Below are 26,271 nucleotides of genomic sequence, written 5' to 3'. Positions count from 1 at the left end.
TTCACACCGCTATTGAGCCTTTTCGCCACTAAGGCCCAAAGGCACCAAGAGGCACGAAAGAATTTCTTAGTGCTGCTTTGTGTTCTTCGTGCCTTAGTGGCCCCAAATTCAAAAGACATCGTTTCTCAATGAATACAAAATACTTTCTCGCCGGTTCGCTGTTCATTGCTTTAGGCCTTGGCGCACAGGCGCAGGACACTACCCGCAAACGCGAAGTAAGCGTTACGTCCACCTTCAAGCCCGAGCTCCGCGAAGCCGCCAAGATCAATTTCAACGCCGCTCCGCCCACCGCCGATACTACCCGGCCGCGGCTGCAATACACCATCCCCAACCAGAATCTTTCGCTGGCGTTTCAGCCTGGTTCGCTAAAACCAATGGCGCTGCAGGTAGATACCGGCGGCCGCTTTGATGGGCACAATTATGCAAAGCTGGGTTTTGGTAACCTCAGTACACCTTATGCACAAGTGGGCCTTTCATTAGGCGATGGCAAAACATCGGGACTCAACTTATATGGCAGCCATGTTTCTTCGAAAGGCAAACGGCCTTTCCAAAAGTTCAGCAACACCGAAGTTGAAGCCAACGCATTTTTACAAAATGCCCGCAACGGCGAGTGGCAGGCACGCATTGGTACCGTGCAGGACCGCTATAACCGCTACGGCTTTCAGCCCGACACGCTGAAGTTTCCGGAAGATTCGCTGCGGGTGAAATACGCTACCATTCGCGGCCGCCTGGCGTACCGCAACCTGGAGCCGACCAAGTATGGGCTTAATTATGCGCCGGAAATCCGCATCGATATTTTCAACGATGGCCTGAGCAATTCGGAAAGCAACACATACCTGTATTTGCCCCTTTCTAAAAACATCAGCAACCGGTTTACCGCAAAACTTGCCGCCGAAACCAACCTTACCCGCTACAAGCCCGAAGGAAAGGATGCGGTGAGCAACAACTACTTTTTGCTGGCACCCGAACTGCGTTTCCATAATGCCAACGTGCAAGTGCAGGCGGGGATCAAGCCGGCGTGGGAAGGCGGTGGATTTAAAGTACTGCCCAACGTTACCGCCGAATTTGGCATTGCCAGCAAGGGCTTTACTGTGCAACTGGGATGGCTCGGTTACTTCCGCAGTTCCGGCTTTCAATACCTCGCCAACTTCAACCCATGGATATGGGCGCCTGATACGGTGTACAACACCCGCATCGAAGAGCGCTACGTGGGTGTGAAAGGTTCGGTGGGCGATCATTTTTCCTATAATGTTCGTGCGGGTTCCAACCGGCTCAACAACCAGCCTCTGTTTGTGAACGATACTGCCAGCGGCAAATCGTTCCAGGTGCTGAACGAATCGAAAATGACCAATGTGTACATTGCCGGCGAAATGGGCTATACCTGGGGCGAACGTGTTTCGTTTAACACGATGCTGCGGCTGAATAACTTTTCCGGCCTGCGCGATAACGACAAAGCCTGGGGACTGCTGCCAATGGAATTTACCAGCCGCCTGCGGGTGCAGATCTTAAAAGACCTGTATGCCACTGCCGATATGTTTGCGTTTGAGGGTGCCCGTTACCTTACCAAAGGTGGCGATGGCCGCCGCCAGAAAGGTGCGGTGGACCTCAATGCCGGGATGGAATTTGGTATTGCGAAAAACATTAAACTGTGGGCGCAGTTCAACAATATTTTTGGTAAAGAATACCAGCGCTGGAACCAATATCCGGTTTATGGGTTCAACTTCCTCGGCGGCGTTGTATTTTCGTTCGCTCAAAACGGGAATAAATAGTGTTTCAGGAATTACATCAGTATTTTTTTACGTATAAAACGGTAGGCATTCCGGGTGTGGGTACGTTGCAGTTGGTGCAGCAGCCCGCACAGTTGGATGTGGTGAACCAGCAATTACTGCCACCGCACCATCAGGTGCATTTTTCGCGGCAGGCAATGGTGGAGGAGCACCAGATTCAGATGCTGGCCCATGCCTACAACAATGACACCAACCTGGTGGCCGAAGAACTGACCCGTTTTGGCGAAGCGCTGCGCAGCCGCCTGCAGGAGCAGCCTTTTAGCTGGCAGGGCATTGGCCGGTTGGAGCTGGAAGGTGCTTATATCCAATTTGAACCGCAAAATGAAAGCGCTACACTACTAGAGCCGGTAGCCGCACAGCGGGTGCTTCGTGAGAACGTACAACACACTGTGCTGGTAGGCGATGTGGAGCGGCAGTTGAGTACCGAAGAATACCAGTCGGAGTTGCTGGAAGATGCGCCGCGGCGTTCATGGGTGGTGCTGGTGGGCTGGATTGTGGCGATCTTGTCGTTGCTGTTTATTGCCTATCATATTTATATCGCTAACAGCCCTACTGCCGCTTCCGGCCTGCAGCAAAAAGTAGATATTGAGCAGGCTCCGGTGCAGCATAATTAGCGAAATAGATTTTGATCGATATAGTGTTCTTCTCTATGGCTGCGTAAAAAGCCTTCAGTTGTTGCAAAGTTTCTTATCGTGATTTTTTTCCGGCAAAAAAATACTTCGCGGGCCCGAGGAAGGAGTTAGTGGTTGACAGTTGGTATTTGATAGTGGTACTGTGTTATTGCTAAAATGCTTCGACACAACAGTCATTGCGAGGCGCAGCGGGTCCATTGTGGGTAGTTGTTTTTTCCGCGCCGAAGCAATCCCCTTTCATCTAAGAGGTTTAAAAGGGGCTGATATTGTTGGAGATTGCTTCGGCACCCACCTTTTACTTAACTACATTACTGTCGCTGCGCCTCGCAATGACTGCTTCACATCGCACAACTGTAAAAAAGGCATCGACAAATTGACACTCCCGACTTAGAACTATCAATAACCAACTGTCAACTTCCAACTCTGAACTCCCAACTATCATCTCCACCATCCATCATCCCTTCCTATTGGCTAATAAACCCATTGCATTTACCTTGCAGCCCACTATGAATGGTACGGTGCATTATACAACCTGCCCGGTTTGCGGCAGTGCGGAGATCAACCCCCTGCAGGCGGTAAAAGATTTTACGGTCAGCGGCCGCGAATTTGTGCTTTGGCAATGCGCCGCCTGTTCGCTGCGCTTTACGCAGGATGTGCCCGATGCAGCTTCCATTGGTGCATTTTATAAATCGGAAGATTATATTTCGCATACCGACGATACCAAGGGCCTGATGAATAAGCTGTATCAACGGGTACGCCGCATCACCATCAGCCAGAAGGCGAAACTGATTGAAGGCGCTACCGGCTTGCGGCAAGGTGCTATTTTAGACGTAGGTTGCGGCACCGGAACCTTTTTGCACCACATGAAGGGGCGGGGCTGGAAGGCGGCAGGCGTGGAGCCCGATGCCGATGCACGGCGGATGGCCAAATCACGTTATGGTGTGGAAGCGCAGGAGCCGCAGGCGTTGTACGAGTTTGCGCCGCAATCATTCAATGCTATTACGCTGTGGCATGTGCTGGAGCATGTACACGACCTGCACCCATATATGGACCGCCTGCAGGAGTTACTGGCGCCGGGTGGCAAATTGCTGATTGCTGTACCAAATTATGGCTCGCTGGATGCTGAAGTGTACCGCACCAACTGGGCGGCCTACGATGTGCCGCGCCACCTGTATCATTTTACACCCAGATCAATGGCTGCTTTGGTAGCGCAGCATGGTTTACGCATTGTGGCGCAAAAACCAATGTGGTTTGATGCTTTTTATGTGTCCTTATTGAGTAGTAAATACCGCAACGGCAAAAAGCCCAACTGGCTGCATGCAGGCTTTACCGGCATCCGCTCTAATTTGAATACGGTACTGCATCCTGACCAGTGCAGCTCGCTGATTTATATAATCGAGAAAAAGTAACTGTCTATAGTCTTTCGTCTATATTCTATATTCTATATTCTTTTGCCTTGCACCACCAGCCATCAATGCTCAAACTGCACCTCGTACAGTTCCGGCCAGTATTTACCCGTGATGTAGATTTTCCTGGTGGTTGAATCGTAAGCAATGCCATTGAGTGTGGCTTCATTGCCGGTGTCATACTGCGGGATCTTTGTTTTTACCCGCTGCACCAAATCCGAAAAATCAAGTCGCGCCAACACCTGCCCGCTGGAGGGATCAATCTTCACGATGTAAGGCGTTTGCCAAATATTGGCATATAAAAACCCATTGATGAATTCCAGTTCGTTCAGGTTGCCGATGGGCGTTTCGTCCATGGTAACGCCTTGTGTACGCAGCAGCCGGAACGAGCCCGGTTCGTAAAAATATAAGTTGCTACTGCCATCCGTTACAATTAGGTTTTTGCCATCGTTGGCAATGCCCCAGCCGTCTGTATTTAACGGCAGTTCTTTTATAGGTTGCAGGCTTTTGGCATCATACACCAGCACCTTTCGGTTTTGCCAGGTAAGCTGGTAGAGTGTGTCGTTGAGTACAGTAAGGCCTTCGCCAAATAGTTCCGCCGACAGGGGCTTGCTGGTTACTGCATTACCGGTGGCCATGTCCACCTGCATCAGTTTTGATTTGCCCAAATTGCCGGTGCTTTCCAGCAGTTTACCATTATAAAATTCAAGGCCCTGGGTAAATGAAGATGTATCGTGGGGGTAAGTGGCCGCAACGGAGTAGGAGAGCTGCTGCACATTGCTGGTAATGCCGGTGCTGCCATCATTTGCGCTTTCGTCGCTATTGGCACATGCAAAAAAAATACAAGATGTTCCGGCAATCAAAAGGGTATGCAGCCATTTCATAACGCAAAAATATAGCTTGGCTCCAAGCCAGCGGAAAACAAATTTATAAAGGTGCTTGGCGGTTAACTACAAATGTGTATTTTTGAAGCACCCTTCAAAGAAACCGTATCCTTTCAAATTCCACTCCTTCTATTATCCTGAGTTTACCATTGTAGTTTTTTGCATTCCTTGTTGTGTGCTGCACGATTTGCATCAGTTGCATTTCTGCCCATTTCAATGAATCGTTGCTGCGTTACATTTTTATTCCATACAATAGTTCCAATCCTCTGAAAAAGGCCATAGTCCTCCTATAATGCCGCCCGTCCATATCGTGCAAAAGCCAGTCGTTTCCAACCCTCCTGTGCATTCCGGCAAACCCTGGAACTATGAGGACAATTTTACTGGCACTCTCTTTTTTCATTATATACCCGCTGCAGGCACAGCGTGTTTGCGTAGCTGCAAACAAGGCTAACCAGCCCGCTGCAAGCCTCCACAACCTGCACATTGCTGAAGTGATCAGTGGAATGGAAGGCACCAGCACAACTACGGTACCTACAGGTGTGATCCGCATTCCGGTAGTGGTGCACGTGGTGTACCAAACTGAAGCCCAAAACATTTCCGACGCACAAATTAAAAGCGGCATCGCTGCACTCAACCGCGATTTTCGCCGCCGCAACGCCGATACGGTAAATACCCCTGCACGTTTTAAAGCGCTTGCCGCAGATGTCGAAATCGAATTTGTATTAGCCACTTCTGATCCCCGCGGTGTAGCTACCAACGGCATTGTACGCAAACGCACCAATGTAAAGGATTGGACCATTGATGATAAAATCAAAAGCAACAAAACCGGTGGCGCCGATGCTTGGGATGCGACCCAGTACCTGAATATTTGGGTAGGCAACATGCCCCGCACATTGGGCTATAGCAGCATGCCCGGCGATGCGAAAGAAGTGGATGGCATCGTGGTTCATACACCCATTTTTATCGGGCTGGGTAAAAGCGGTGCGTACAATATGGGCCGCACCCTGGTACACGAAGTAGGTCATTGGATGGGATTGAAACATATTTGGGGCGATGCCGATTGCGGCGATGACGGAATTGATGATACACCCAAACAAGGTGGGTTTACATCGGGTTGTCCCAATTATTTTTTAAGCAGCTGCAACAACGGCACGCAGGGCGATATGTACATGAACTACATGGACTTTACCAACGATGCCTGCATGAACCTGTTTACGCAGGGACAAAAAACAAAAATGCGTTCCCTTTTTGCGGCAGGCGGTGCACGGCGGAAAATGCTCACTAGCAAAGGCCTGGATGCACCTACAGTTGAAGAAGCGCCTGTAGTTGCAGCACCAGCACCAATCGATACGGTTGCTACCAAGCCTGCCACACCTGAAACAAGAGTAGATGTTGCCAAAGCGGCCCTTTATCCTAACCCCGCTGCCGATTGGATTAACATCACATTACCCGATGCAAGCTGGATCGGAAAAGAGTTGAAGGTTGTAGGCATGAATGGTGGTGTGGCCAAAAAAGTAATCATTACTTCGCTGCAGCAAAAAGTGGCATTGAATGGACTGGCTACCGGTATGTATTTTATCCAGGGCTTTGCCAACGGCAACCGCATCACCGAAAAATTCATCAAAACGGGCTCAGGCCAATAACATATCAGCCACTTGCTGCGCCACCACAGGCGCCAGCGCAACACCCATGCCGCTCATGCGCACCGACGCAAAAACGCGGGGCTGCACTTCACCAACGATCGGGGTTTTTTCGCTGCCCATAGCCATGATGCCACTCCAGCGCCGCTCAATGCTGTATTGACCGGCATGTTGCGACAGCACCACTTCGGCCAGGTAGCGTTCCAGTTCATCCTGGATGGTATCCGTTGTGGCAAATACAAAACTTTGCTCACCTGCAAGATCCTTATTGCGGGCACCGCCGAGTAACACACGGTTGCCCAGGTTGCGGAAATAGTAATAACCCTCGTCGGAGTGAAAGGCGCCTTTCCACTGCAATCCATCAATAGGTGATGTAAGCAACACCTGCCCGCGGGCTGGCACAATGTCGGCATCGGGCATCAATGTTTTGGCAAACGCATTGGTGCACACCAGCAGTTGTGCGGTGGTAAAACTGTAGCTATTTTCTGTGTGCACATCCAGGCTGTGGCCCTTGTGCTCATAGCTTTTAATAGCAAAGCCATTGAGCACCTGCACGCCCATTGATTGCACTGTTTGCAGCAGGCATTGCAATAGCTTGCCCGAGTGCAGGTATCCTTCCAGTTTGTTTTTTACGAGGTGTGTTGTGTGACCAAAACCGAAGTTTTCCAGCTTTTTATCGGTGCGCTTAAATGTGCTTTTACTACCCGTAATGTCTTGCAACAAAGTATTGATGTATGCGATGTCCGCGTCCAGTTTATCGGCAGTTGGGTTATGTGCCGGACCAAACAATTCATAGCCGCCGCACAGGTCGAAATCAATTTGTGATGGCTTGAAATGTTTGCGGATGCGCTGCACGCCTTTGTAGCGCAGCTCCACCAGTTGCTGCATTTTTTCGGTACCCATAGCGGCACCGTCGTACACCAGTTCGCTCAGCGATCCAAAGCATGCAAAGCCTGCATTGCGGGTGCTGGCACCGGTGGGGATCGCTCCTCCTTCCAATATAGTAATCCTTAGCTTGGGGCTTTTCTTTTTGAGGTAAAATGCGGCCCACAGCCCGTTAAAACCGCTGCCGGCAATGATGATGTCTTGCGGTGCAAAAAAGGTTTCTTGTTCCCAGATGGAGATCATGTATTGAAGTTAAACCATTTTAACCCGGTGTTATGATGGGTGCAGGTTAAATTTGAACCCAACGCCGCTACCTTTTTGCTTTTTTAATGTGCAGGTTGCGACAAGAAAAAATTTATTGGAACGGCGCCAAAAAACGCCGTATGCACTTGCTACAATACTTCAAATATCTACTATGAAAAAACAATCAACCATTGCACTGCTTTTCCTTTTTAGCGTAAGCACCGCATCGGCACAATTAGGTAATGTGCTGAAAAAAAACACAGGCAGCAAAGACTCTACGACGCTGTCGAAAGTGTCTGGTCTGTTTAAAAAAGGCGGCGCTGCGTCGGCATTGAGCTCCGATGAAATTGCTGCCGGGTTGAAGCAGGCGCTGGAAGTAGGCGCGGAGCGGGGTACCAGTTTATTGTCGGCGCCGGATGGGTTTTTTAAAAATGCAGCGCTGAAAATACTGATGCCAGAAGATGCCAAAAAGGTGGAAAGCACCCTGCGCAATGTGGGCCTGGGCAAGCAGGTGGATGCTGCTATTTTGAGCATGAACCGCGCAGCGGAAGATGCCGCAAAAAACGCTACGCCGATTTTTGTGGATGCCATCCACAGTATGACGCTCAACGATGCCATGGGCATTTTAAAAGGCGGTGATTTTGCAGCAACCGAATTTCTGAAAAGCAAAACATCTGTGGCGCTGATGGCCGCTTTTAAGCCGGTGATCGACCAATCGCTGGCAAAAGTGGATGCCACCAAACACTGGACGACCCTAACAACTACGTATAACCGCTTTAGCCGCGAACGGGTGGAGACAGACCTGAACCAATATGTGGCGCAGAAAGCACTTGCCGGTATTTTTCAACAGCTGAGTTTGGAGGAGCAAAAAATCCGGAAGAACCCGGCGGCGAGGAGTACGGATTTATTGAAAAAGGTGTTTGCACAATAGGCTGATCTTATTCTCGATTAACGAGAACTTGCCTGGTTAGGATCGGGCCCTTTTAAAACGTTTTCTTTCAAGATAGAACGCCACAAGGATAAAATTTTCTTGTGGCGTTTTTTATTTGGGTGGAACGAAAGTGCATCAATGGATGCTTTACTTGAAAGCATTTAGGGCCTTGTGCTTTGTCATGTTCAGCGCAGCGAAGTATCTGAGTGTTATAGTTGATAAATATTTTGAAGAAATCGGAGGCTTACTCTTCTTTTCGAAAGTGGTGCCTGTGTAGGCTCAGATCCTTCGCTGCGCTCAGGATGACAAGCAGAAAGCGTGATTGGCGAGCAGGAAGTTTTACCAACTTATCGCATAGTTTTAGCGGTGGTGTAGGACACCTATTACACTCAGTGTCTGTCATGCCGAACTTGTTTCGGCAGCTCCTTCATCTCGCGGAGTTTACAAAAGCACAAGGAGATGCCGAAACAAGTTCGGCATGCCAGCTAATAAGGGCCGATGGTTTACTACAGGTCCTTGAGTACAGCACAATAGTATTACAGAACGTACAAGTGTGCGACGCAACAGATGCACAGAAGAGATACCACAGGCTGCTACAAAAAAAGATTCCATCTCTTGGGGAGATGGAATCTTTAGTAAATATTGGAACCTAAGTTCCGCGAATGGAAGATTGTATTACAGGTGAATCGCTTCGCCGTAAGCCACTTCGATGGCGTCTTTCACGCTTTCCGAAATGGTCGGGTGCGGGTGAATAGCGTTCAACACCTCGTGGTAAGTGGTTTCCAGTTTGCGGGCCACTACGCTTTCGGCAATGATCTCGGTTACGTTGTAGCCGATCATGTGGGTGCCCAGCCATTCGCCGTACTTGGCGTCGAAGATCACTTTTACAAAACCTTCGGTGTGGCCGGCAGCCGATGCCTTGCCCGAAGCGCTCAGCGGGAATTTGCCCACTTTTACTTCGTAGCCGGCTTCACGGGCTTGCTTTTCGCTCATGCCCACAGAAGCAATCTCAGGCGAGCTGTAGGTACAACCCGGTACGTTGCCGTAGTCGAGTGCTTCGGGCTGATGATTGTATTTCTTTTCGGCATAACCAATGGCTTCGGCGCAAATGATGGCCTCTTTCGAAGCTACGTGTGCCAGCGCTTGCCCGGGCACGCAATCGCCAATGGCGTAAATGCCGGGAACATTGGTTTGGTAAAATTTATCAACGGTGATCTTGCCTTTTTCAAACTTAACGCCCAGTTCTTCGAGGCCAATGCCTTCGAGGTTGGACTGTACGCCAACGGCGCTCAGCAGCACGTCGGCTTCCAGCACTACTTCGCCCTGCTGGGTCTTCACGGTTGCTTTTACACCTTCGCCCGACGTGTCCACTTTGGTAACCTCGGCGTTGGTCATTACTTCGATGCCTTGCTTTTTAAAGCTTTTCTCCAGCTCTTTCGAAATGTCTTCGTCCTCTACCGGCACAATGCGCGGCATGAACTCGACGATGGTCACCTTGGTGCCCATGCTGTTGTAGAAATAGCCAAACTCAACGCCAATGGCGCCGGAGCCTACTACGATCATGCTTTTGGGCTGGGTAGGCAGTACCATCGCCTCGCGGTAGCCAATGATCTTCTTACCATCAATGGGCATGGTGGGCAGCTGGCGCGAACGACCGCCGGTAGCCAGGATGATGTGTTTGCCTTCAACGGTTGTTTTGTTGCCGTCGGCTGCGGTTACTTCCACTTTGCCTTTGGCCACCACTTTGCCAAAGCCCATCACCACGTCGATCTTGTTTTTGCGCATCAGGAACTGTACGCCCTTGCTCATTTTGTCGGCAACGCCGCGGCTGCGTTTTACAACGGCAGGAAAATCCTGCTGGCCCTGAGCCTGGATGCCAAAGTCCTGGGCGTGTTTGATATATTCTAAAACCTGGGCACTTTTCAGCAACGCTTTAGTAGGAATGCAACCCCAGTTGAGGCACACACCGCCGAGGCTTTCTTTTTCAATAACTGCGGTTTTAAAGCCAAGCTGTGCTGCGCGGATGGCAGCCACATAGCCGCCCGGTCCGCTACCGATAACTACGACATCGTAAGCCATGATCTTTTTTGATTTTTGATGTTCGATTTAAGGGTCAGTGGTCAAGTGCCGAGGCGGTACAGCCTTTGGTAAAACTGCGGGTCTGCAGGCAGGTGACGCTCACCGATTTTTTGCGTGGCGAAGCTACTTTAAAAGCGTTAAAGTGCAAAAGCGGGATGGGGTGGGGCAGATTGCGGTTTTTAGTTTGTAGTTTGCCCTTTGTAGTTTGTGGTTTATTTAATAATCATGCTATGAATCAGGCATTGATGGAACAGTTGGAAGAGCTGATGGACCTGCGCCAGGTGGTGCGGCTGCGTTTTGAAGGCGACAACGGCGGCATCATTTCCCTGCAGGCCCGCATCACCGATCTGGAAACGGGTGCTGATGAGCCGGTGGTGGTGGCCGATGGCGCCATTCGCATACCTTTGCAGCGCATTATTTCGGTGAACGACCGGCCGGTAAAAGGGCTAGCTTAAAGGCGGGCGCCCAAATTTTCCCATTTTTTTTGGGAATTCAATTTTTTCTTTGGGCAGAAATAGCTACTTTTGCCGTCCAAAATTTTTCCAAGTCATGGCACGAGTATGTCAGGTTACAGGCAAAACGCCCATCGGCGGTCACAAGGTTTCACACTCGAACATTAAGACCAAGCGCCGTTTTCTGCCCAATTTGCAGACCAAGCGTTTTTTCCTGGCCGAAGAAAACAAATGGATCACCCTGAAGCTGACCGCTGACGGCATCCGCACCATCAACAAAAGAGGCCTGCTGGCGGTAGTGAAAGATCTGCGTGCACAAGGGCAACACATCTAAAATCAGCTACTGCCCGTCAGTAGTGCGTAAATAACATTTTGGGCCCGGCAACAAAACCGGCTCATGAGCAAACTAAAACAAGATGGCAAAGAAAGGAAACCGTGTACAAGTAATCCTGGAGTGCACCGAGCAAAAAACAACCGACGTGCCCGGTACCAGCCGTTACATTACCGTAAAAAATAAAAAGAACAACCCTGAGCGTCTGGAGTTGAAGAAATTCAACGCCAACCTGAAAAAGGTAACTGTTCACAAAGAGATCAAGTAATCAATTGTCTATAGTTTGTGGTTTCAGATTGAAGCCAATCTAAACTAGGAACTAAAAGCTATAAACTGATTTGTCATGGCAAAAGCAGCATCAAAAAACTCGAAGGTTAAAGACCTGAAGGCCTCTGCCGAGGCTAAGAACTGGACCAAAGTAATCAAGGCCGTACGCAGCCCCAAAACCGGCGCTTACACCTTCAAAGAGAACATCATTCACAAAGACAAAGTGAAAGATTTTCTGGCGCAAAAGTAATTGTGCCTTGGGTGAATAATATTCAGGAGCTGTCCTTTCCAGGACGGCTTTTGTTGTTTTATCATGGCAGGAAATAGGCAAAGGCCAAACCATCGAATGCACGAACTTTGGCGGCAGCAAAACTGGCCGGTGCCGTTGTAGCGCATTTGCCCTACTTTTGAAAAAAGCATCATGTGGTACTATTCGCACCAGATTGGGCAATAATCCTTTTTGCCGTCCTTTCACTCTTGTTGATAGTATTATGGGCGGCGGCCCTTTGGGATGTGGTTCGGAGCCAGTTCGCAAATGCCAACGACAAGCTGGTGTGGGTACTGGTGGTGTTATTTGCGCCGGTGCTGGGCATGCTTTTTTATTTCCTGGCTGGAAGAAAAAATAAAATCAATCAGTAATCAGCATGGGTTTTTTCGACAAACTTTTTGGCAAACGCGATAAGGAAAAGGAAAAAGAAAGCCTCAATGAAGGCCTGCAGAAAACCAAGGAAAACTTTTTTTCGAAAGTAACCAATGCCATTGCCGGCAAAAGCACCGTAGATGAAGAAGTGCTCGATAACCTGGAAGAAGCCCTGGTGGGTGCCGATGTGGGTATTGAAACAACCGTAAAGATCATTGAACGGGTGGAGCAACGTGTGGCCCGCGATAAATACATCAATACTTCGGAGCTCAATAAAATTCTGCAGGAAGAAATTAAAGACACGCTGGTTGATGCCCCGGGCGGCAACAACTACGACTTTCATTCCGACCTGCCGAAAAAGCCATACATCATTTTAGTAGTGGGCGTAAATGGCGTGGGCAAAACCACCACCATTGGCAAGCTGGCGTATAATTTTAAACAAGCGGGTAAAAGCGTGCTGCTCGGCGCCGCCGATACTTTTCGGGCTGCGGCTGTGGACCAGCTCACCATCTGGAGCGAACGCACCGGGGTGGAAATTGTAAAACAGGCCATGGGCTCCGATCCCGCAGCCGTGGCATTTGACACCGCTTCCAGCGCCGTTTCCCGCGGTTCGGATGTGGTGCTGATTGATACAGCCGGCCGCTTGCACAACAAGCTGCACCTGATGGACGAGCTGAGCAAGATCCGCCGGGTGATCCAAAAAGTAATTCCGGATGCGCCACACGAAGTACTGCTGGTGCTGGATGGCTCAACAGGGCAAAATGCGCTGGAGCAGGCCAAACAATTTACGGCCGCTACCGATGTTACCGCACTGGCCATTACCAAGCTCGATGGCACGGCAAAAGGCGGTGTGGTGCTGGCCATCGCCAACCAGTTCAAGATCCCGGTGAAGTTTATTGGCGTGGGTGAAAAAATGGAGGATCTGCTGGTGTTCGACAAACACGAGTTTGTAGACAGTTTATTTAATTTGGAAAAATCTTAATCGCTGTTTACCCTGCCGCCCCCCGAAACATACCCCGAAGCCGACCTGGTAGCCCGTTTGCAGGCACATGATGAAGCTGCATTCAGCTACCTGTACGATCATTATAGCAAGGCGCTGTACACCGTTATTTACCAGATATTGCCCCAGCCCGAGCTGGCGGAAGATGTGCTGCAGGATGTTTTTGTAAAAATATGGCAGTACGTGGGCAGCTACGATGCAGCCAAAGGCCGCCTGTACACCTGGATGCTGAACATTGCCCGTAATACGGCCATTGATCGTACCCGCTCCAGGGATTTTAAGCGGGAGGCCCAAACCACAGCACTTACCGAAAACGTATATAACCAGGAAGGTGGGCTGCACGGCAGCATTTCCGATATTGGCCTGAAAAAAACACTGGAGGGCTTGCCCGAGGAAAGCCGCCGGCTGCTCCAGTTATCGTATTTTCAAGGATATACGCAGGAGGAAATTGCCAAAATGCTGGGCATTCCGCTGGGCACCGTTAAAACCCGTATCCGATCAACGCTGCTACAGCTGCGCAAGCTGGTGGGCACAAACCGATAAAAACGACTGTGGATCTTAGTTGTATCATATCATCTGGCGATTTGGAACTGTACGTTTTGGGCATGCTCCCGCCCGACGAGGGCTATAAAATTGCCCAGTTGGCACTGCTGTTTCCCGAAATACAGGAAGAACTGGACCGGATCGGTGCATCGCTGGTGGGCGTAGCCGGTGGGGCTGCCGCTGTGCCTGCACCTTCGGTAAAAGAGGGCCTGATGGAACGCCTACGCAACCTGAAAAGGGAAGAGAACGAATCAGACGTACCGGTGGTACCCATCCATACCGGCAGGCATTTGCACGTGGCGGAAGAGCAAACCGACCCGGGCGTTGTGCCCATGCAACCGCCACACCGCACCGGCAAAGTGCAGTTTTGGCTGCCCGCTGCCGCACTGATTGGTGTGCTGTTGTCGCTGGGCGGAGTTATTTTTTTAGCGAATAAAAACCGAGACTACCGCAATGAAGTGGCTGGCCTGCAACAAAACATGCGCAGCCTCAACCGGCAGGTAGTAACGCTGCAACGCGAAAACTTGGCCTCGGGGCAGATGCTGCAAATGATGCAGAGCGATGTTTATAAAAAAATTAAACTCAGTGCCGTGCCCGGCAAAAGGGATGCGTTGGCACAACTGTTCTGGAACACGGAAACCAAAGAAGTATTCATTAGCCCTGTGTCGCTTCCGGCGGCACCGCAAGGAAAGCAGTACCAACTTTGGGCCATTGTAGATGGCAAGCCGGTGGATGGCGGCATGCTGGGCAGCGCCCAAACAAGCCTGCAGCAAATGAAAACTTTTGAACGTGCCGAAGCATTTGCCATTACGCTGGAGCAGGCCGGCGGCAGCCCGGTACCTACCATGGAAGCCATGTGGGTGATGGGCAAAGTATAAACAGTTTTAAAGAACCATTGCAATCATAATTGGGAAGCGCTGCTTCCTTTTTTTGTGCCCATGTTTTCTATTGGTTCATCACTTCAAAGAAAATTTTTATAGCAACATTGATGGCTAGTTTTATTGTCGAGCCCGTTGCTAACGGACATGCACAACCTTATTTTGTTTTGTGTAACGATTCTATTGCAATAACACCAAACCTGCAACAGAGCTGACTTTTATCTATTTTTTTCAAAAAAAAGCAAACCATTTAGCACTGCCCTGCGTAATTGTTTTTCAAAAAGCGAAACCATGAAAAAATTATTCTTTAGTGCATTGGCTATTGTAGCCCTCTCAAGCAATTCGTTTGCCCAAAAATCAATTATGGTGGGCGGTGCAGCCATGTTGCCTACCCGCAACATTGTTGAAAACGCAGTGAACTCTAAAGACCACACCACGCTGGTAGCAGCCGTAAAAGCAGGCGACCTTGCCGGTGCTTTGCAAGGTGCGGGTCCGTTTACCGTATTTGCGCCCACAAACGCAGCATTCGATATGCTGCCCGCAGGCACCGTTGATAACCTGCTGAAGCCCGAAAACAAGGCGGCTCTGCAAGGTGTGCTCAAATACCATGTAGTGTCGGGTAAAGTGGATGCAAAAGACCTGGTGAAACTGATCAAGGAAAATGGCGGCAAAGCCACCGTTACCACCTTGGCCGGTGGTACGCTTACCGCCTCGCAGGACGAAAGCGGCAATGTATGGATTTGGGATGCCAACGGTGGTAAAGCCAAGGTAACCATTGCCGACGTGCAGCAAAAGAATGGCGTGATCCACGTGGTAGACCACGTGTTGCTGCCCAAAATGTAAACGTGCATAGGTTTAGGTGAATGATCCCCCGGCTTTTTTCCGGGGGATTTTTGTTGCCCTTAACGAGGAATACGGCTGCTTTTAGCGACCTTTGCGGCCTTAAAGAGAAACCGGCCCCATTTTACCCAAGGGCGCCATCAGGCAACGCATGAAAGCAAAAACACTAAAACGCGACAAAGTAAACATCATTACGCTGGGCTGCAGTAAAAACATGGTAGATAGTGAGGTGCTGAGCGGGCAGCTCATTGCCAACGAAATTGATGTGGTGCACGAAAGTGCCAAACGCGACCACAACATTGTGGTGGTCAATACCTGCGGCTTTATTGATAAGGCCAAAGAAGAAAGCGTGAACACCATCCTGGAGCAGGTGGCCCTCAAGCAAAAAGGCCGCCTCGATAAAGTATATGTAACCGGCTGCCTCAGCCAGCGCTACCGCGATGACCTGGAGCAAAGCATCCCGGAAGTGGACGCCTGGTTTGGCACCATGGAAATGCCCCTGCTGCTCAAGCGTTTTGAGGCCGACTATAAAAGCGAACTGCTGGGCGAACGCCTGTTGGCTACGCCGCAGCATTATGCCTATGTAAAAATTGCCGAAGGCTGCAACCGCACCTGTGCCTTTTGTGCTATTCCGCTAATGCGTGGTGCACACACCAGCCGCAGCATTGAAGATATTGTTGCAGAAGCAACTCGGTTGGCGCAACGTGGTGTGCGGGAGATCATGCTCATTGCGCAGGAACTGACTTATTACGGTTTGGACCTGTATAAAAAACGCATGCTGGCCGATTTGTTAAAACGCTTGAGCGATGTGCCCGGCATCGAATGGATCCGCCTGCATTACGCTTATCCGCACAAGTTCCCGATGGATATTCTGGACGTGATGAAAGAGCGGCCGAACATCTGTAACTATCTCGATATGCCGCTGCAACATGCAGCTGATAACATGCTGAAGGCTATGCGCCGCCAGATCACCCGCGCCGAAATGGAAGACCTGATATTGCAGATCCGCGCAACGGTTCCGGGCATTTGCCTGCGCACCACGCTGATTGCGGGCTTCCCCGGCGAAACCTTGGATGATGTGGAAGAACTGAAAGGCTTCCTGGAGCGGCAGCGGTTCGACAGGGTGGGCATTTTTACCTACTCACATGAAGAAGACACGCCGGCCTTTGGGTTATCAGATAATGTTCCGGCCGACGAAAAGCAGCGCCGCGCCGAAGAGATCATGGCGGTGCAACAGGAAATTTCGCTGGAAAAAAACATGGAAAAAGTAGGGCAGGTGTTTAAAGTGATTGTAGATAAAAAAGAAGCCGGCCGCTACCTGGGCCGCACAGAGTTTGATTCAGTGGAAGTGGACAACGAGGTGATTATTCAAACAAGTCAAAAGCTGCTGCCCGGCGAATTTGTAAATGTAAAAATTACCCGCGCCTACGATTACGATCTGGAAGGCGAACTGGTAATGTAAATATTTCGAAGACAAGGCAAAAGTAAAAGGTCGGGAAACGGACGTCCATTTCGGCTTTTTACTTTTGCCTTTTTAATTGTATTTGATTGGACGCAAAAAAAGCAACGGATATGAATTATGAACTGAACAGCATACTGGCTGCACTGAACTTTAAAGCATTGAACGAAATGCAGGAGGCAGCCATCTCGGCTGCTTCGGAACAGGAAAACATCGTGTTGCTATCGCCAACAGGCTCGGGCAAAACGCTGGCGTTTTTGTTGCCCCTGCTCATTCATTTGGAAAAGGGCCAAAAGGAAACCGGCGCCCTCATTGTTGTGCCTACCCGCGAACTGGCGCTGCAGATTGAGGACGTGTTTCGCAAAATGGGCACCGGCCTGAAAATAACCGCCTGCTATGGTGGGCATAAGCGGGAAACAGAAGAAAATGAACTGCTGGAAGCACCCGCAATCATTGTGGGTACTCCCGGCCGACTGGGCGATCATATCCGCCGCGGCAACATTACTACCAAAAGCATCCATTCGCTGGTACTCGATGAGTTCGATAAATCGCTGGAATTGGGTTTTGTGGAAGAAATTGAAGAGATCATTAGCCAACTGCCTGCGGTACAACGCCGCATGCTTACATCGGCAACGGAAACGGTGGCTATCCCCGAATTTTTGAGTGCCGATTTTCACCGACTGAATTTTTTACCTGAAGATGCGGCACCGGTGGAAAAGCTCGAGATCATGCAGGTAGAAAGCCCCGATAGCGACAAGATCGGTACGCTTGTGCGCTTTTTGTGCACGGTGGGCAACCGCGCCACAATTGTGTTTTGCAACCACCGTGAGTCGGTGGAGCGGGTGCACCATATGCTGCACGAAAAAGGCATCATCAGCGTGTTTTACCACGGGGCAATGGAGCAAAAAGACAGGGAAGTGGCGCTGGCAAAATTCCGCAATAGCAGCATTAATTATTTGATTACCACCGACCTGGCAGCAAGAGGTTTGGATATTTTCAACATCCGTTACATTGTGCACTATCACCTGCCGGCGAACGAAGATATTTTTACACACCGCAACGGTCGCACAGCCCGCATGGAAGCCAGTGGCACGGCAGTGTTGATGGTTGGCCCCGACGAAAAGCTGCCCGCTTATTTGGCACAGGAAACACCTTATTTTGATTTGGATGAAACGGCACCGTTGCCGGAGAAACCAAAATGGACGACCATGTTTGTGGCCGCAGGTAAAAAAGACAAAGTAAACAAAGTGGATATTGTTGGCTTTTTAGCGCAGCAGGGCGGCTTGAAAAAAGAAGATATTGGCGTGATCGAAGTAAAGGATTTCTTTTCTTTTGTGGCCCTGCGTCGCAACCATGTTTCGTATGTGTTGAAGCAGATTGAAGACAAAAAACTAAAAGGTAAAAAGATCAAGATCGCGGTGGCTAAATAGCCGGTACGGTGCCTAAATAACTGTATTGTTTGCAATAGTATTTAGCTCCACCTGCTCATTTATTTGATGCGCCATTGTGTTCGCATCAAAAAAGCATAAGCGAATAATTTACCATCCAAAAAGCCGGTGCTTGTTGAATACTGCACCGGCTTTTTTTATCTCGCCGCTTCATTAGTTAGGGTGGTTAAAAATTCATTTCATCGGCGCTGGGACCGTAGCTGCCCGGTATGGGAATATTCAGCAGGCGCAGGTACACACCTAGTTGTGCCCGGTGGTGGATCATTTGCGCCAGCGCATGCCGCACCATTTCGTACTTGGTGAGCACTACGTGAATATGTTCGCCGGTGCGCAGCGTCCAGTTTGGTTGCAGGTCGGCTTCTGTAGCTTTAGCCAATGCCTCCTTCCCCTGTTGCAATGCAGTTTCAAAAACCTGCAGCAGTTCGGCATTGGTTTGCACCGGCGGCTGCGTGTACGGGCTTGCCGCAAAATCCAGCTCCTCGGTATTGATGGCCATGCTGATCCAGCCCGCCAGTTCTGCCACATGCAGCGAAAGCACTTTCAGGCTCATGCTCTTTTCGTGTGGTTTCCAATCCCATTTGTCTTCCGGAACGCGCTGCAACATCTTGCGGGTGGTTTGCGCTTCTTGCTCCAGTTCTTTTGAAAGCAGTTGAATGATATCCATGTTGTTTTGTTTTGTACAAAGAAAATATGCGCCGCTGACAACCCTATGGCAGCCAGCCAAACGTTAAGCGTAAAATTTTTTTAAAGTAGAACCGGTTCAGTAACGGCGCTTTTTACCGGCTGCCTTTTGGCGGTGGCCTCTTCACTTTTGCAAGGTTGCAGGTATTCTGCGGGCAACGATTTGATGTACTCGTCCAGCGTAAGATGACCAGTATGGGTAAATGCGCGGCCGGTGTTGCAGGCGGCGGTGATGCGTTCCACTTTAAAATCTCTATAATCTTGCCTCAACTGGCACCATGCAATTAGGTGCCAGCTAAATGCATAAAACAGGAGCCCGATCGGCTCGATGCACCGCTCCGTAGGTTGCTGCCGCACATCGGTATAACGGAGTGCCACAACCGTTTTTCCGGCAATGCATTGCTGTAACGTAGAAAGGTATTCATAATCGGGTTGCTGCCATCCGCATAGCTGTATGCGGATATTGGGCGACAAGGCTTCCACCGAATCTTTTTGCGTGCTGCGCAATACTGCTTTTACCTTTTGCAACGCAGTGGCGTAGTGCTTACCAATAGATTTATCGGCAAAGCCCTGCACCATGGTTTCCATCAGCAGCAGCGCATTTGCTTCTTCCGAGGAAAAGGCCACCGGTGGCAAAAAATATCCCTGCACCACAAAGTATCCTTTGCCTTGCTCAAAGCTCACCGGGATGCCTTGTTCGCACAGCGCCTTTACATCGCGGTAAACGGTGCGGATGCTGATGCCAAATTTTGCTGCAATGGTTTCTGCCGGCACAAATTTCTTCGACTGCAGCAGTGTAAGTATTCCAAAAAGTCGGTCGATGCGGTTCATGCAGGGGTTGTGGTTTTGTGGTATGCGGGTAAATATAGTGGGATAAAAATACTTTTTTCATCATGGGCCGGCGCCCCTTTTCTGTATCTTTCTTATTCAATGCTTGCCCCAATGAGATGGTTGTTTTCAATTGTTTTATACCTATGCTGCGCAACAATGGCAACTGCGCAAAAGCCGTGGGATCATGGTCCTATTGTACCCAAAGGCCATTACCTGCAACACACCGACGGTACACCGTTCTTTTGGCTGGGCGATACCGGTTGGGAGCTGTTTCATCGGTTAACGATGGCAGAAACGGAACGCTACTTCGCCAACCGGAGCGCAAAAGGTTTCAACGTGATCCAGGCCGTGCTGCTGGCCGAGTTTGATGGCCTGCGTAAGCCGGACCAGTACGGCCAGGTGCCGCTGCACAACATGAACCCTGCAACGCCCAACGAAGCTTATTTTAAGCGGGTGGACAGCATTGTTCAGATGGCAGCAGCTAAAAATTTATACATGGGTTTGTTGCCCACCTGGGGCGATAAAGTGACCAAAATGTGGGGCACCGGCCCGGAGGTGTTTACACCTGAAAATGCTTATACCTACGGCTTGTATTTAGGCAAACGATACGCTGCTGCAACCAATGTACTTTGGATTTTGGGCGGCGACCGCCCGGCCGTAACCGACTCCGCCGACTTTAGGCCGCTGTGGCGGCAAATGGCCCGCGGAATTTTGGAAGGCACCGCCAACAAGGCCTTTATCACCTATCACATTTCGGGTGGCGCCTCCACTTCGGCGCATTTGCACAGCGAGCCCTGGCTGCACATGAACATGATGCAAAGCGGCCACGGCAGCGGCCCTGATGTGCCGGTGTGGGATTGGGTACAACGCGACCGGGCCTTGTTGCCTGCAAAACCCGTGATTGATGCGGAGCCCAATTACGAAGATCACCCGGTGAGCCCCTGGCCCACATGGGACCCGGCAAACGGCTATTACTCCGATTACGATGTACGGAAACAAAGCTACCGATCGGTGTTTGCCGGTGCCGCCGGCGTTACTTATGGGCACCATGCCGTGTGGCAGTTCTACAATCCGCGGGAAGAAAAAGTAAACCATGTTGATCGTTTTTGGACCGAAGCCATCGACCGGCCGGGTGCCACACAGGTAGGCTACCTGCGCCGATTGATGGAGTCGCGGCCAATGAACAGCCGTGTGCCCGACCAGGCGCTGATTGCCGAAGGGCAGGGCGCAAAAGGCGAACATGCGGTGGCGTTTCGCGACAGTGCCGGAACGTATGCCATGATCTATTTGCCGGTAGGAAAGCCCGTTGCCATCAATATTGCTGCACTCAAAGCGGCGCCTAAAAAAGCCTGGTGGTTCAACCCACGCAAGGGAAAGGCTGAAAGCGGCAAGTTTACAACCAAAGGCAAACAGCTTCGTGCAACACCGCCCACAACGGGCCGGAATGAGGATTGGGTGTTGGTGCTTGATGTTACCGATTACAAGGCACCGGGCAGGTGAAAAACATATTGCAATTAAATAGCGCTGCCATCATAACATGACGCGGTAAAAAGAACCTACTTGTATAAACGTTAAAGCCGCAACTATAAATGGCGTTCAACTGTTGAATGCATCGAACACTGAATTACTTTTGCCGCATGCAATTTTCTGCACACTCGCTGCCATACAGCAACACCAACAGCTTTTCGCCCATTGTGCTCGACTACCTTGCCGGCGCACCGGCGCTTGATGGATTTTACACCAACCGGCCAGATGCTGCGGGGTTGCAACAGGCTATTGCGCAGAAAGGACAACATCGCATTGATCGGAAGTTGCTGGTGGAGCGGCTGCAACAACAGTATGCTGCCGTTGATGCAGGTGCAGCGGTAATGCAAAACATCGAACAGCTGCTTTCCCAAAATACATTTACTGTGTGCACGGCGCACCAGCCTAATTTGTTTACCGGCCCGCTGTATTTTATTTACAAAATACTTCATGCCATCAAACTGGCCGCTTCGCTAAAACAAGAACATCCCGATCTGAATTTTGTACCCGTGTATTATATGGGCAGCGAAGATGCCGATCTCGACGAGCTGAATCATTTTACCGTACAAGGCAAAAAGTATGTGTGGCAAACGGCGCAAACCGGCGCTGTAGGCCGCATGCAGGTCGATGCTGCACTGGAGCGGTTAACGGTGGAGTTAAGCGGCCAATTGGCGCCGCTGCCTTTTGCGCAGGAAGTGATGGATATGCTGCAACGACATTTTAAAAAAGGTGTGCGGATACAAGATGCAACATTTGGATTGGTCCACGATCTTTTTAACCGGTTTGGATTGATTGTGTTGATACCCGACGATGCAGAGTTGAAACGATGTATGACCTCGCTATTTCGTGAAGAATTATTTAATCCCGTTTCTTCCCAATTAGTAGAAAAAACTTCAGCCGATCTTTCGGCACAATATAACGTGCAGGCACACCCGAGGGAGATCAATTTGTTTTACCTCGAGGAAGGCATCAGGGAACGCATCGTTCGAACAGAAGGGGGCTTTGCGGTAAACAACACCGAGCTAAGTTTTTCGGATAGCGAAATGGAAGCGTTGCTGCAAGAGCATCCCGAACGTTTTAGTCCAAATGTAATTTTACGCGGTCTGTTCCAGGAAATGATACTGCCCAATATCGCCTTCATTGGTGGCGGTGGCGAGCTGGCTTACTGGCTGCAATTAAAATCTCTCTTCGATCACTACAAGGTTCCGTTTCCTGCGTTGGTTTTGCGCAATTCTTTTTTACTGATCACCAAACAGCAAGTCGATAAAATCGGCCGCCTGGGTTTTTCAGTAAATGATTTTTTTGAAACAGAAAACAGCCTGGTAGAGCGGCTGGCAAGACAACAAGCCGAGCATCCGCTGTCATTAAATGGTAAGCTGGAACAAGCCACAGCTTTGTTTGCCGCCATCAGGGCACAGGCTGTTGCTGTAGATCCAACACTGGCGCAACATGTTGCCGCACTGCAGGCTACATCCATCAATAAGCTGCACAACCTTGAAAAGAAAATGTTGCGTGCCGAAAAGCGCAAGCATGCGGATGCCGGCAGGCAAATAGAAGTGTTGCGCCAACAGCTTTTTCCGCGGGGTGGACTGCAAGAGCGTGCCGAAAGTTTCCTCTTTTTTTACGGGCAAATGGGCGCCCAATTTATTGATGCCTTGTACCAGCATTCGGGTTCACTGGAGCAGCAATTTACGGTGATACAAATAGCCGGGAAAGCTTAATGGGGCAGCTTTAGCCGTAGGCGAAACAAGCTGCTTTCGCCATTGTCATTATCTGCCACCAGGTGAATGGTGAGCCGGGATCTTTTGCTCTTTTCCACTGTTACCGATTCTATCTTTTGCGGTATGGTGCTGCGCAAAACCGGTGTGAGCAGCAGCAATGTATCGGCTTCAATTTTACCTGTTCTTAATTGCTGCTTAAACCCTTTCACCATGCCAATATAGCTGTCGCCAATGGCGCCATCAGCGTTGGCGCTGGTGGTCATTTCAGTTGATGCGGTAAACAGCAACAGGTCTTTTTCGGCAATATAACAAAGCCCCGAAATACCTGTAAAATTGGTTGTTTTGGGCAAGGTAAAAGGCATTGGTACTTGCCAGTCCACAATGCCTTTTGCGGTATCAAAACGGGCCAGCAGCAAATGGTTTTGCGGGTGGGTAAAATTGCCGCGATTGGAAAACACCAAAGTTTCACCTACAAAAGCAGCACCCTCAATATTCACTTCGCCTAGTCGATTTACAGCAGGCGCAGCGCTGGTCAGAACCTGCGCTTTATTTGTTCCGTTGAGTGGCACTACCACCATCTTGTTGCGGTGCGGTGCCGAAAAAGAAGGCGTGAGTAAAAGATAATTTTGCCCGTGCTGACGCACCACCACAGCCGCTTCAATATCGGGTTTCACAGTGTAGTGTATGCGCTTTTCCTGCCGCGGAAAAACAGGGATGCTATCCGGCTTGTTGTATTTTTTACTTAACAACAACAGGTTAGGTGCATCATCGCCCATTACATACAGCTGGCCGCCGTACCACTCTACCCCCGATGCCGACGGATAATAGGGCAGGGTGGTGGCCTTCAATAATTTGATCGATTGTGCGGTAATACTATTGGCCGTCGAAAGAATTGTGGTAACCGCCATTGCGAATGGCCACCACTTTTTGCTGTACTTCATCTTTAAGTTGTTCCATGTACTGTGCAATCTTGTTGCCAAGTGCTTCATCGCCGGCGCTTAAGATTTTTGCGGCCAAAATGCCGGCGTTCTTTGCCGCATTTAGTGCCACGGTAGCTACCGGCACGCCATTGGGCATTTGCAAAATCGAAAGAATGGAATCCCAGCCATCAATGGAGTTGGAGCTTTTTACCGGCACACCAATAACGGGCAGCGGCGTAATAGCGGCCACCATGCCGGGCAGGTGTGCGGCACCACCGGCACCTGCAATGATCACCTTCAGGCCGCGCTGGCGGGCCGTTTCGGCGTATTGCATCATGCGCTGCGGCGTGCGGTGCGCCGACACTACGGTAAGCTCATAAGCCACGCCAAAAAAGTCCAGTATTTCTGCGGCGGCTTTCATTACCGGCAGGTCCGAATCGGAGCCCATGATGATGCCGACGAGGGGAGTGTTGTTGTTCATATAAAAATGAAAGGTCGTTTGCGATGCAAATTAATGCGGTTGTGGGCGATGAAGCAAAAAAGGTGTCTTCGTGGCGGACTATTGCTTTTATTTTCGGCATTGCTACACCGTCATTGCGAGGCGCATGGGGTGCTTGTTGTGCAAATGAATATTTTGCGCCGAAGCAATCCCATTTTAATAAAACCACGTTTTTTTAATCCGCTTTTAGATACTTGGTCCAGCAGGAGATTGCTTCGGCGCAGTGGAGTTATAAATAATTAAAGACACCAATGCGCCTCGCAATGACGATGTACACCATAAAAAAAGGCCCAGATGGGCCTTCAATTATTTAATAGGAAAAGATCATTTTACCGAACCAATTCACCACGCAGCCGCATCAGCTCAATTTCAGCAACCTTGGTATTATACCGGGCTTGAATCAACCGGAATGCTGCATCGGATAGGCTTTGCTGTGCTTCACGCAGTTCGATGAACGTGGTGATGCCCAGGCGGTAGCGTTCCCTTGCAATAAATAGGTTTTCCCGCACCAACAGCATGTTGTCTTCTTCCAGTTTCAGCGTACGCTTCGACAGGTCGTAATCGCGCCATGCATTCACCACCGAAGTATTGATGGTGATGCGGCTTTGATCGAGTAACAGCTGTTGTGCCCGCACATTGATTTCTGCTGCCTTGGTCAAGCGACGATTATTGAATGCATTGAAGATGGGAACGGTGGCCGAAAAGCCATAGTTAAGTCCATGCAGCCTGTTGAACAAGGGCTGAAACGGGTTGATCACCGTTACGTTGTTGGAGCGGTTGAAGTTGTATGCCGAATTGAACTGCAGCACCGGGAAACGTTCTGCCCGACGAACCCGCAGATCGAGGTTGGCGATCTCGATATTTTTCTGTGCAATCAACAGCTCCGGGTTGGTGGCATTGATGCCCGAACGCACCGCATCCAGCGTCAGTGTGTCGTTGTATTCAATGGTGGTATCGGCCACTAAAAAATCGGTTTCCAGCGGCAGCACCAGCAACTGGTTCAACTGCTCTTTTATTTTAATGATGGCTGTTTGCTGCGTTAGCGCCGCGGAGCGCTGGCCGTTCAGGTCAATTTGGGCTTGCAGCAGGTCGGGCTTGGCACCGGTGCCTACATCAAATTTATATTGCGCCAGCTTCAGGCGTTCTTCGCTCAGGCGCATCTGCTCTTCAAGCGCAGCCAGTTGTTGCTGTTGGCGCACCACATCGTAATACAATTGCATTACATCGGCTACGGTGTTGATCACCTGCGCTTTAATCTGCAGTTCGCCCAGTTGTTCCAGTTGGCCCAACCGGTCGCGGTTAATGAACATGCGCAGGCCATCAAACAGGGTCCAGTTCAGGTTGAGCGAACTGTTGATGGCGTTCGATTTAATATCGGAACGTTCCCGTTTGCTGCCGTCGGCCAACACCTGCTTTTGGTTGTTGGAGTTCCACAAAATACCTGCAGTGCCATTGAGTGTGGGCAAAAAAGCAAAGTCGGCATAAGATCGGTCCAGTGCCGCCAGCGATGCATCGGTTTGCGCCAGCAATATGTTGTAGTTGTTTTGCAGCGAAGTGGCGATGGCTTCGTTAAGGGTCAGTTGCCTTAACTGCGCCGTTGCGGTAAGCGAGGCAAAGCAAAAAAACGCGGATACTATCTTTTTCAAAATCATGAATAAACTGCTGAATAAAAGTTCACTTGTTTACAAAGGACGTTTTGAACCACGAAGACACAAAGGGCAATAAGTTTCGCAAAGAATTTTCTTGGTGC

General features: G+C 50.0%; 26 protein-coding genes. 18 read left to right on the top strand and 8 right to left on the bottom strand.

From position 1 onward, the window contains the following. Positions 1–128: 128 nt before the first annotated feature. The 3 genes from DRJ53_RS13650 to DRJ53_RS13640 all read left to right on the top strand — a co-directional run bounded on the left by DRJ53_RS13650 (position 129) and on the right by DRJ53_RS13640 (position 3,828). Entirely contained in the window at positions 129–1,769 is a 1,641-nt protein-coding gene (locus DRJ53_RS13650) for a TonB-dependent receptor (RefSeq protein WP_114236209.1), read from the top strand. Next, positions 1,769–2,401 carry a hypothetical protein gene (locus DRJ53_RS13645; protein WP_114236208.1) on the top strand — a complete coding sequence of 211 codons (633 nt, stop codon included), beginning with the start codon at positions 1,769–1,771 and terminating at the stop codon, positions 2,399–2,401. Before DRJ53_RS13650 ends, DRJ53_RS13645 begins: the two co-directional genes overlap by 1 nt. A 485-nt stretch (positions 2,402–2,886) precedes the next feature. Continuing rightward, positions 2,887–3,828 (top strand): class I SAM-dependent methyltransferase, encoded by a 942-nt coding sequence (locus tag DRJ53_RS13640; RefSeq protein ID WP_241558552.1) that lies wholly within the window; start codon positions 2,887–2,889, stop codon positions 3,826–3,828. 62 nt (positions 3,829–3,890) lie between these two features. Here DRJ53_RS13640 and DRJ53_RS13635 read toward each other — a convergent pair whose 3' ends face one another. Beyond that, entirely contained in the window at positions 3,891–4,709 is an 819-nt protein-coding gene (locus DRJ53_RS13635; protein ID WP_114236206.1) for a glutaminyl-peptide cyclotransferase, read from the bottom strand. A 365-nt stretch (positions 4,710–5,074) separates the two neighbouring features. On the opposite strand from DRJ53_RS13635, the gene DRJ53_RS13630 reads away from it, so the two are divergent. Then, positions 5,075–6,352, top strand: coding sequence for a M43 family zinc metalloprotease (locus DRJ53_RS13630; protein ID WP_114236205.1), 1,278 nt, complete (start codon positions 5,075–5,077; stop codon positions 6,350–6,352). On the opposite strand, the gene DRJ53_RS13625 is transcribed toward DRJ53_RS13630, so the two are convergent. Further along, on the bottom strand, positions 6,341–7,477 hold the full coding sequence (locus DRJ53_RS13625) for an NAD(P)/FAD-dependent oxidoreductase (RefSeq protein WP_114236204.1): 1,137 nt from the start codon (positions 7,475–7,477) through the stop codon (positions 6,341–6,343). The two genes, DRJ53_RS13630 and DRJ53_RS13625, sit on opposite strands and share 12 nt — an antisense overlap. A 172-nt stretch (positions 7,478–7,649) precedes the next feature. Between DRJ53_RS13625 and DRJ53_RS13620 the strand changes: the two genes are divergently transcribed. Beyond that, the gene (locus tag DRJ53_RS13620) at positions 7,650–8,408 is read left to right on the top strand and encodes a DUF4197 domain-containing protein (protein WP_114236203.1); all 759 of its coding nucleotides are present in this window, start codon (positions 7,650–7,652) and stop codon (positions 8,406–8,408) included. A gap of 675 nt (positions 8,409–9,083) precedes the next feature. On the opposite strand, the gene lpdA is transcribed toward DRJ53_RS13620, so the two are convergent. Then, a complete protein-coding gene (lpdA, locus tag DRJ53_RS13610; protein WP_114236201.1) occupies positions 9,084–10,487 on the bottom strand; it encodes a dihydrolipoyl dehydrogenase in 1,404 nt (467 codons plus the stop codon). A 230-nt stretch (positions 10,488–10,717) separates the two neighbouring features. Here lpdA and DRJ53_RS13605 point away from each other — a divergent pair, with 230 nt between their 5' ends. The 11 genes from DRJ53_RS13605 to DRJ53_RS13555 all read left to right on the top strand — a co-directional run bounded on the left by DRJ53_RS13605 (position 10,718) and on the right by DRJ53_RS13555 (position 18,327). Further along, positions 10,718–10,942 carry a hypothetical protein gene (locus DRJ53_RS13605; RefSeq protein WP_114236200.1) on the top strand — a complete coding sequence of 75 codons (225 nt, stop codon included), beginning with the start codon at positions 10,718–10,720 and terminating at the stop codon, positions 10,940–10,942. Between the two features lie 94 nt (positions 10,943–11,036). Beyond that, on the top strand, positions 11,037–11,273 hold the full coding sequence (gene rpmB, locus DRJ53_RS13600) for a 50S ribosomal protein L28 (RefSeq protein ID WP_114236199.1): 237 nt from the start codon (positions 11,037–11,039) through the stop codon (positions 11,271–11,273). Positions 11,274–11,355: 82 nt separating this feature from the next. Further along, a complete protein-coding gene (gene rpmG / locus DRJ53_RS13595) occupies positions 11,356–11,538 on the top strand; it encodes a 50S ribosomal protein L33 (RefSeq protein ID WP_114236198.1) in 183 nt (60 codons plus the stop codon). Between the two features lie 75 nt (positions 11,539–11,613). Beyond that, on the top strand, positions 11,614–11,787 hold the full coding sequence (locus tag DRJ53_RS13590; protein WP_114236197.1) for a DUF4295 domain-containing protein: 174 nt from the start codon (positions 11,614–11,616) through the stop codon (positions 11,785–11,787). Positions 11,788–12,014: 227 nt separating this feature from the next. Beyond that, positions 12,015–12,176 (top strand): PLD nuclease N-terminal domain-containing protein, encoded by a 162-nt coding sequence (locus DRJ53_RS13585; protein ID WP_162303874.1) that lies wholly within the window; start codon positions 12,015–12,017, stop codon positions 12,174–12,176. A 5-nt stretch (positions 12,177–12,181) separates the two neighbouring features. Next, entirely contained in the window at positions 12,182–13,159 is a 978-nt protein-coding gene (gene ftsY / locus DRJ53_RS13580) for a signal recognition particle-docking protein FtsY (protein ID WP_114236195.1), read from the top strand. Positions 13,160–13,216: 57 nt separating this feature from the next. Further along, entirely contained in the window at positions 13,217–13,720 is a 504-nt protein-coding gene (locus DRJ53_RS13575; protein WP_114236194.1) for an RNA polymerase sigma factor, read from the top strand. Positions 13,721–13,761: 41 nt separating this feature from the next. Then, positions 13,762–14,598 (top strand): anti-sigma factor, encoded by an 837-nt coding sequence (locus tag DRJ53_RS13570; RefSeq protein ID WP_114236193.1) that lies wholly within the window; start codon positions 13,762–13,764, stop codon positions 14,596–14,598. Positions 14,599–14,889: 291 nt separating this feature from the next. Further along, positions 14,890–15,441, top strand: a complete 552-nt coding sequence (locus DRJ53_RS13565; RefSeq protein ID WP_114236192.1) for a fasciclin domain-containing protein — start codon at positions 14,890–14,892, stop codon at positions 15,439–15,441. A gap of 148 nt (positions 15,442–15,589) precedes the next feature. Next, entirely contained in the window at positions 15,590–16,900 is a 1,311-nt protein-coding gene (gene rimO / locus DRJ53_RS13560) for a 30S ribosomal protein S12 methylthiotransferase RimO (protein WP_114236191.1), read from the top strand. A gap of 110 nt (positions 16,901–17,010) precedes the next feature. After that, on the top strand, positions 17,011–18,327 hold the full coding sequence (locus DRJ53_RS13555; protein ID WP_114236282.1) for a DEAD/DEAH box helicase: 1,317 nt from the start codon (positions 17,011–17,013) through the stop codon (positions 18,325–18,327). Between the two features lie 184 nt (positions 18,328–18,511). Here the strand turns inward: DRJ53_RS13555 and DRJ53_RS13550 are convergent, their stop codons facing one another. Then, complete coding sequence (locus DRJ53_RS13550) at positions 18,512–19,009, bottom strand: DinB family protein (RefSeq protein WP_114236190.1); 498 nt, start codon at positions 19,007–19,009, stop codon at positions 18,512–18,514. Positions 19,010–19,089: 80 nt separating this feature from the next. Continuing rightward, on the bottom strand, positions 19,090–19,857 hold the full coding sequence (locus tag DRJ53_RS13545; protein WP_114236189.1) for a helix-turn-helix transcriptional regulator: 768 nt from the start codon (positions 19,855–19,857) through the stop codon (positions 19,090–19,092). 156 nt (positions 19,858–20,013) lie between these two features. Here DRJ53_RS13545 and DRJ53_RS13540 point away from each other — a divergent pair, with 156 nt between their 5' ends. Together DRJ53_RS13540 and bshC are read left to right on the top strand one after the other, a co-directional pair. Beyond that, positions 20,014–21,357: a glycoside hydrolase family 140 protein gene (locus tag DRJ53_RS13540; RefSeq protein WP_114236188.1), complete on the top strand. Its 1,344-nt coding sequence runs from the start codon at positions 20,014–20,016 to the stop codon at positions 21,355–21,357. Between the two features lie 137 nt (positions 21,358–21,494). Then, positions 21,495–23,102, top strand: coding sequence for a bacillithiol biosynthesis cysteine-adding enzyme BshC (bshC, locus tag DRJ53_RS13535; protein WP_114236187.1), 1,608 nt, complete (start codon positions 21,495–21,497; stop codon positions 23,100–23,102). On the opposite strand, the gene DRJ53_RS13530 is transcribed toward bshC, so the two are convergent. The 3 genes from DRJ53_RS13530 to DRJ53_RS13520 form a co-directional block, all read right to left on the bottom strand. After that, positions 23,099–24,010 carry a DUF6929 family protein gene (locus DRJ53_RS13530; RefSeq protein ID WP_123893566.1) on the bottom strand — a complete coding sequence of 304 codons (912 nt, stop codon included), beginning with the start codon at positions 24,008–24,010 and terminating at the stop codon, positions 23,099–23,101. The two genes, bshC and DRJ53_RS13530, sit on opposite strands and share 4 nt — an antisense overlap. After that, positions 23,976–24,503 carry a 5-(carboxyamino)imidazole ribonucleotide mutase gene (purE, locus tag DRJ53_RS13525; protein WP_114236185.1) on the bottom strand — a complete coding sequence of 176 codons (528 nt, stop codon included), beginning with the start codon at positions 24,501–24,503 and terminating at the stop codon, positions 23,976–23,978. The genes DRJ53_RS13530 and purE overlap by 35 nt, the downstream gene beginning before the upstream one ends. A gap of 347 nt (positions 24,504–24,850) precedes the next feature. Continuing rightward, entirely contained in the window at positions 24,851–26,167 is a 1,317-nt protein-coding gene (locus tag DRJ53_RS13520; protein ID WP_162303873.1) for a TolC family protein, read from the bottom strand. Between the last annotated feature and the right edge of the window lie 104 nt (positions 26,168–26,271).

It is taken from the genome of Paracnuella aquatica (assembly GCF_003332885.2).
In the GTDB taxonomy this organism is placed as follows: Bacteria; Bacteroidota; Bacteroidia; order Chitinophagales; family Chitinophagaceae; genus Flavisolibacter; species Flavisolibacter aquaticus.
The sequence above is the reverse complement of the archived record's forward strand: the minus strand, read 5'-3'. Positions and strand labels throughout refer to the sequence as shown.

Bases quoted from the DNA above. Each gene is read 5' to 3' on its own strand.
- DRJ53_RS13650 (WP_114236209.1), top strand. From the start codon at position 129: ATGAATACAAAATACTTTCTCGCCGGTTCGCTGTTCATTGCTTTAGGC.
- DRJ53_RS13635 (WP_114236206.1), bottom strand. From the start codon at position 4,709: ATGAAATGGCTGCATACCCTTTTGATTGCCGGAACATCTTGTATTTTT.
- DRJ53_RS13630 (WP_114236205.1), top strand. From the start codon at position 5,075: ATGAGGACAATTTTACTGGCACTCTCTTTTTTCATTATATACCCGCTG.
- DRJ53_RS13625 (WP_114236204.1), bottom strand. From the start codon at position 7,477: ATGATCTCCATCTGGGAACAAGAAACCTTTTTTGCACCGCAAGACATC.
- DRJ53_RS13620 (WP_114236203.1), top strand. From the start codon at position 7,650: ATGAAAAAACAATCAACCATTGCACTGCTTTTCCTTTTTAGCGTAAGC.
- lpdA (WP_114236201.1), bottom strand. From the start codon at position 10,487: ATGGCTTACGATGTCGTAGTTATCGGTAGCGGACCGGGCGGCTATGTG.
- DRJ53_RS13605 (WP_114236200.1), top strand. From the start codon at position 10,718: ATGAATCAGGCATTGATGGAACAGTTGGAAGAGCTGATGGACCTGCGC.
- rpmB (WP_114236199.1), top strand. From the start codon at position 11,037: ATGGCACGAGTATGTCAGGTTACAGGCAAAACGCCCATCGGCGGTCAC.
- rpmG (WP_114236198.1), top strand. From the start codon at position 11,356: ATGGCAAAGAAAGGAAACCGTGTACAAGTAATCCTGGAGTGCACCGAG.
- DRJ53_RS13590 (WP_114236197.1), top strand. From the start codon at position 11,614: ATGGCAAAAGCAGCATCAAAAAACTCGAAGGTTAAAGACCTGAAGGCC.
- ftsY (WP_114236195.1), top strand. From the start codon at position 12,182: ATGGGTTTTTTCGACAAACTTTTTGGCAAACGCGATAAGGAAAAGGAA.
- DRJ53_RS13565 (WP_114236192.1), top strand. From the start codon at position 14,890: ATGAAAAAATTATTCTTTAGTGCATTGGCTATTGTAGCCCTCTCAAGC.
- rimO (WP_114236191.1), top strand. From the start codon at position 15,590: ATGAAAGCAAAAACACTAAAACGCGACAAAGTAAACATCATTACGCTG.
- DRJ53_RS13555 (WP_114236282.1), top strand. From the start codon at position 17,011: ATGAATTATGAACTGAACAGCATACTGGCTGCACTGAACTTTAAAGCA.
- DRJ53_RS13550 (WP_114236190.1), bottom strand. From the start codon at position 19,009: ATGGATATCATTCAACTGCTTTCAAAAGAACTGGAGCAAGAAGCGCAA.
- DRJ53_RS13545 (WP_114236189.1), bottom strand. From the start codon at position 19,857: ATGAACCGCATCGACCGACTTTTTGGAATACTTACACTGCTGCAGTCG.
- DRJ53_RS13540 (WP_114236188.1), top strand. From the start codon at position 20,014: ATGGCAACTGCGCAAAAGCCGTGGGATCATGGTCCTATTGTACCCAAA.
- bshC (WP_114236187.1), top strand. From the start codon at position 21,495: ATGCAATTTTCTGCACACTCGCTGCCATACAGCAACACCAACAGCTTT.
- DRJ53_RS13530 (WP_123893566.1), bottom strand. From the start codon at position 24,010: ATGGCGGTTACCACAATTCTTTCGACGGCCAATAGTATTACCGCACAA.
- purE (WP_114236185.1), bottom strand. From the start codon at position 24,503: ATGAACAACAACACTCCCCTCGTCGGCATCATCATGGGCTCCGATTCG.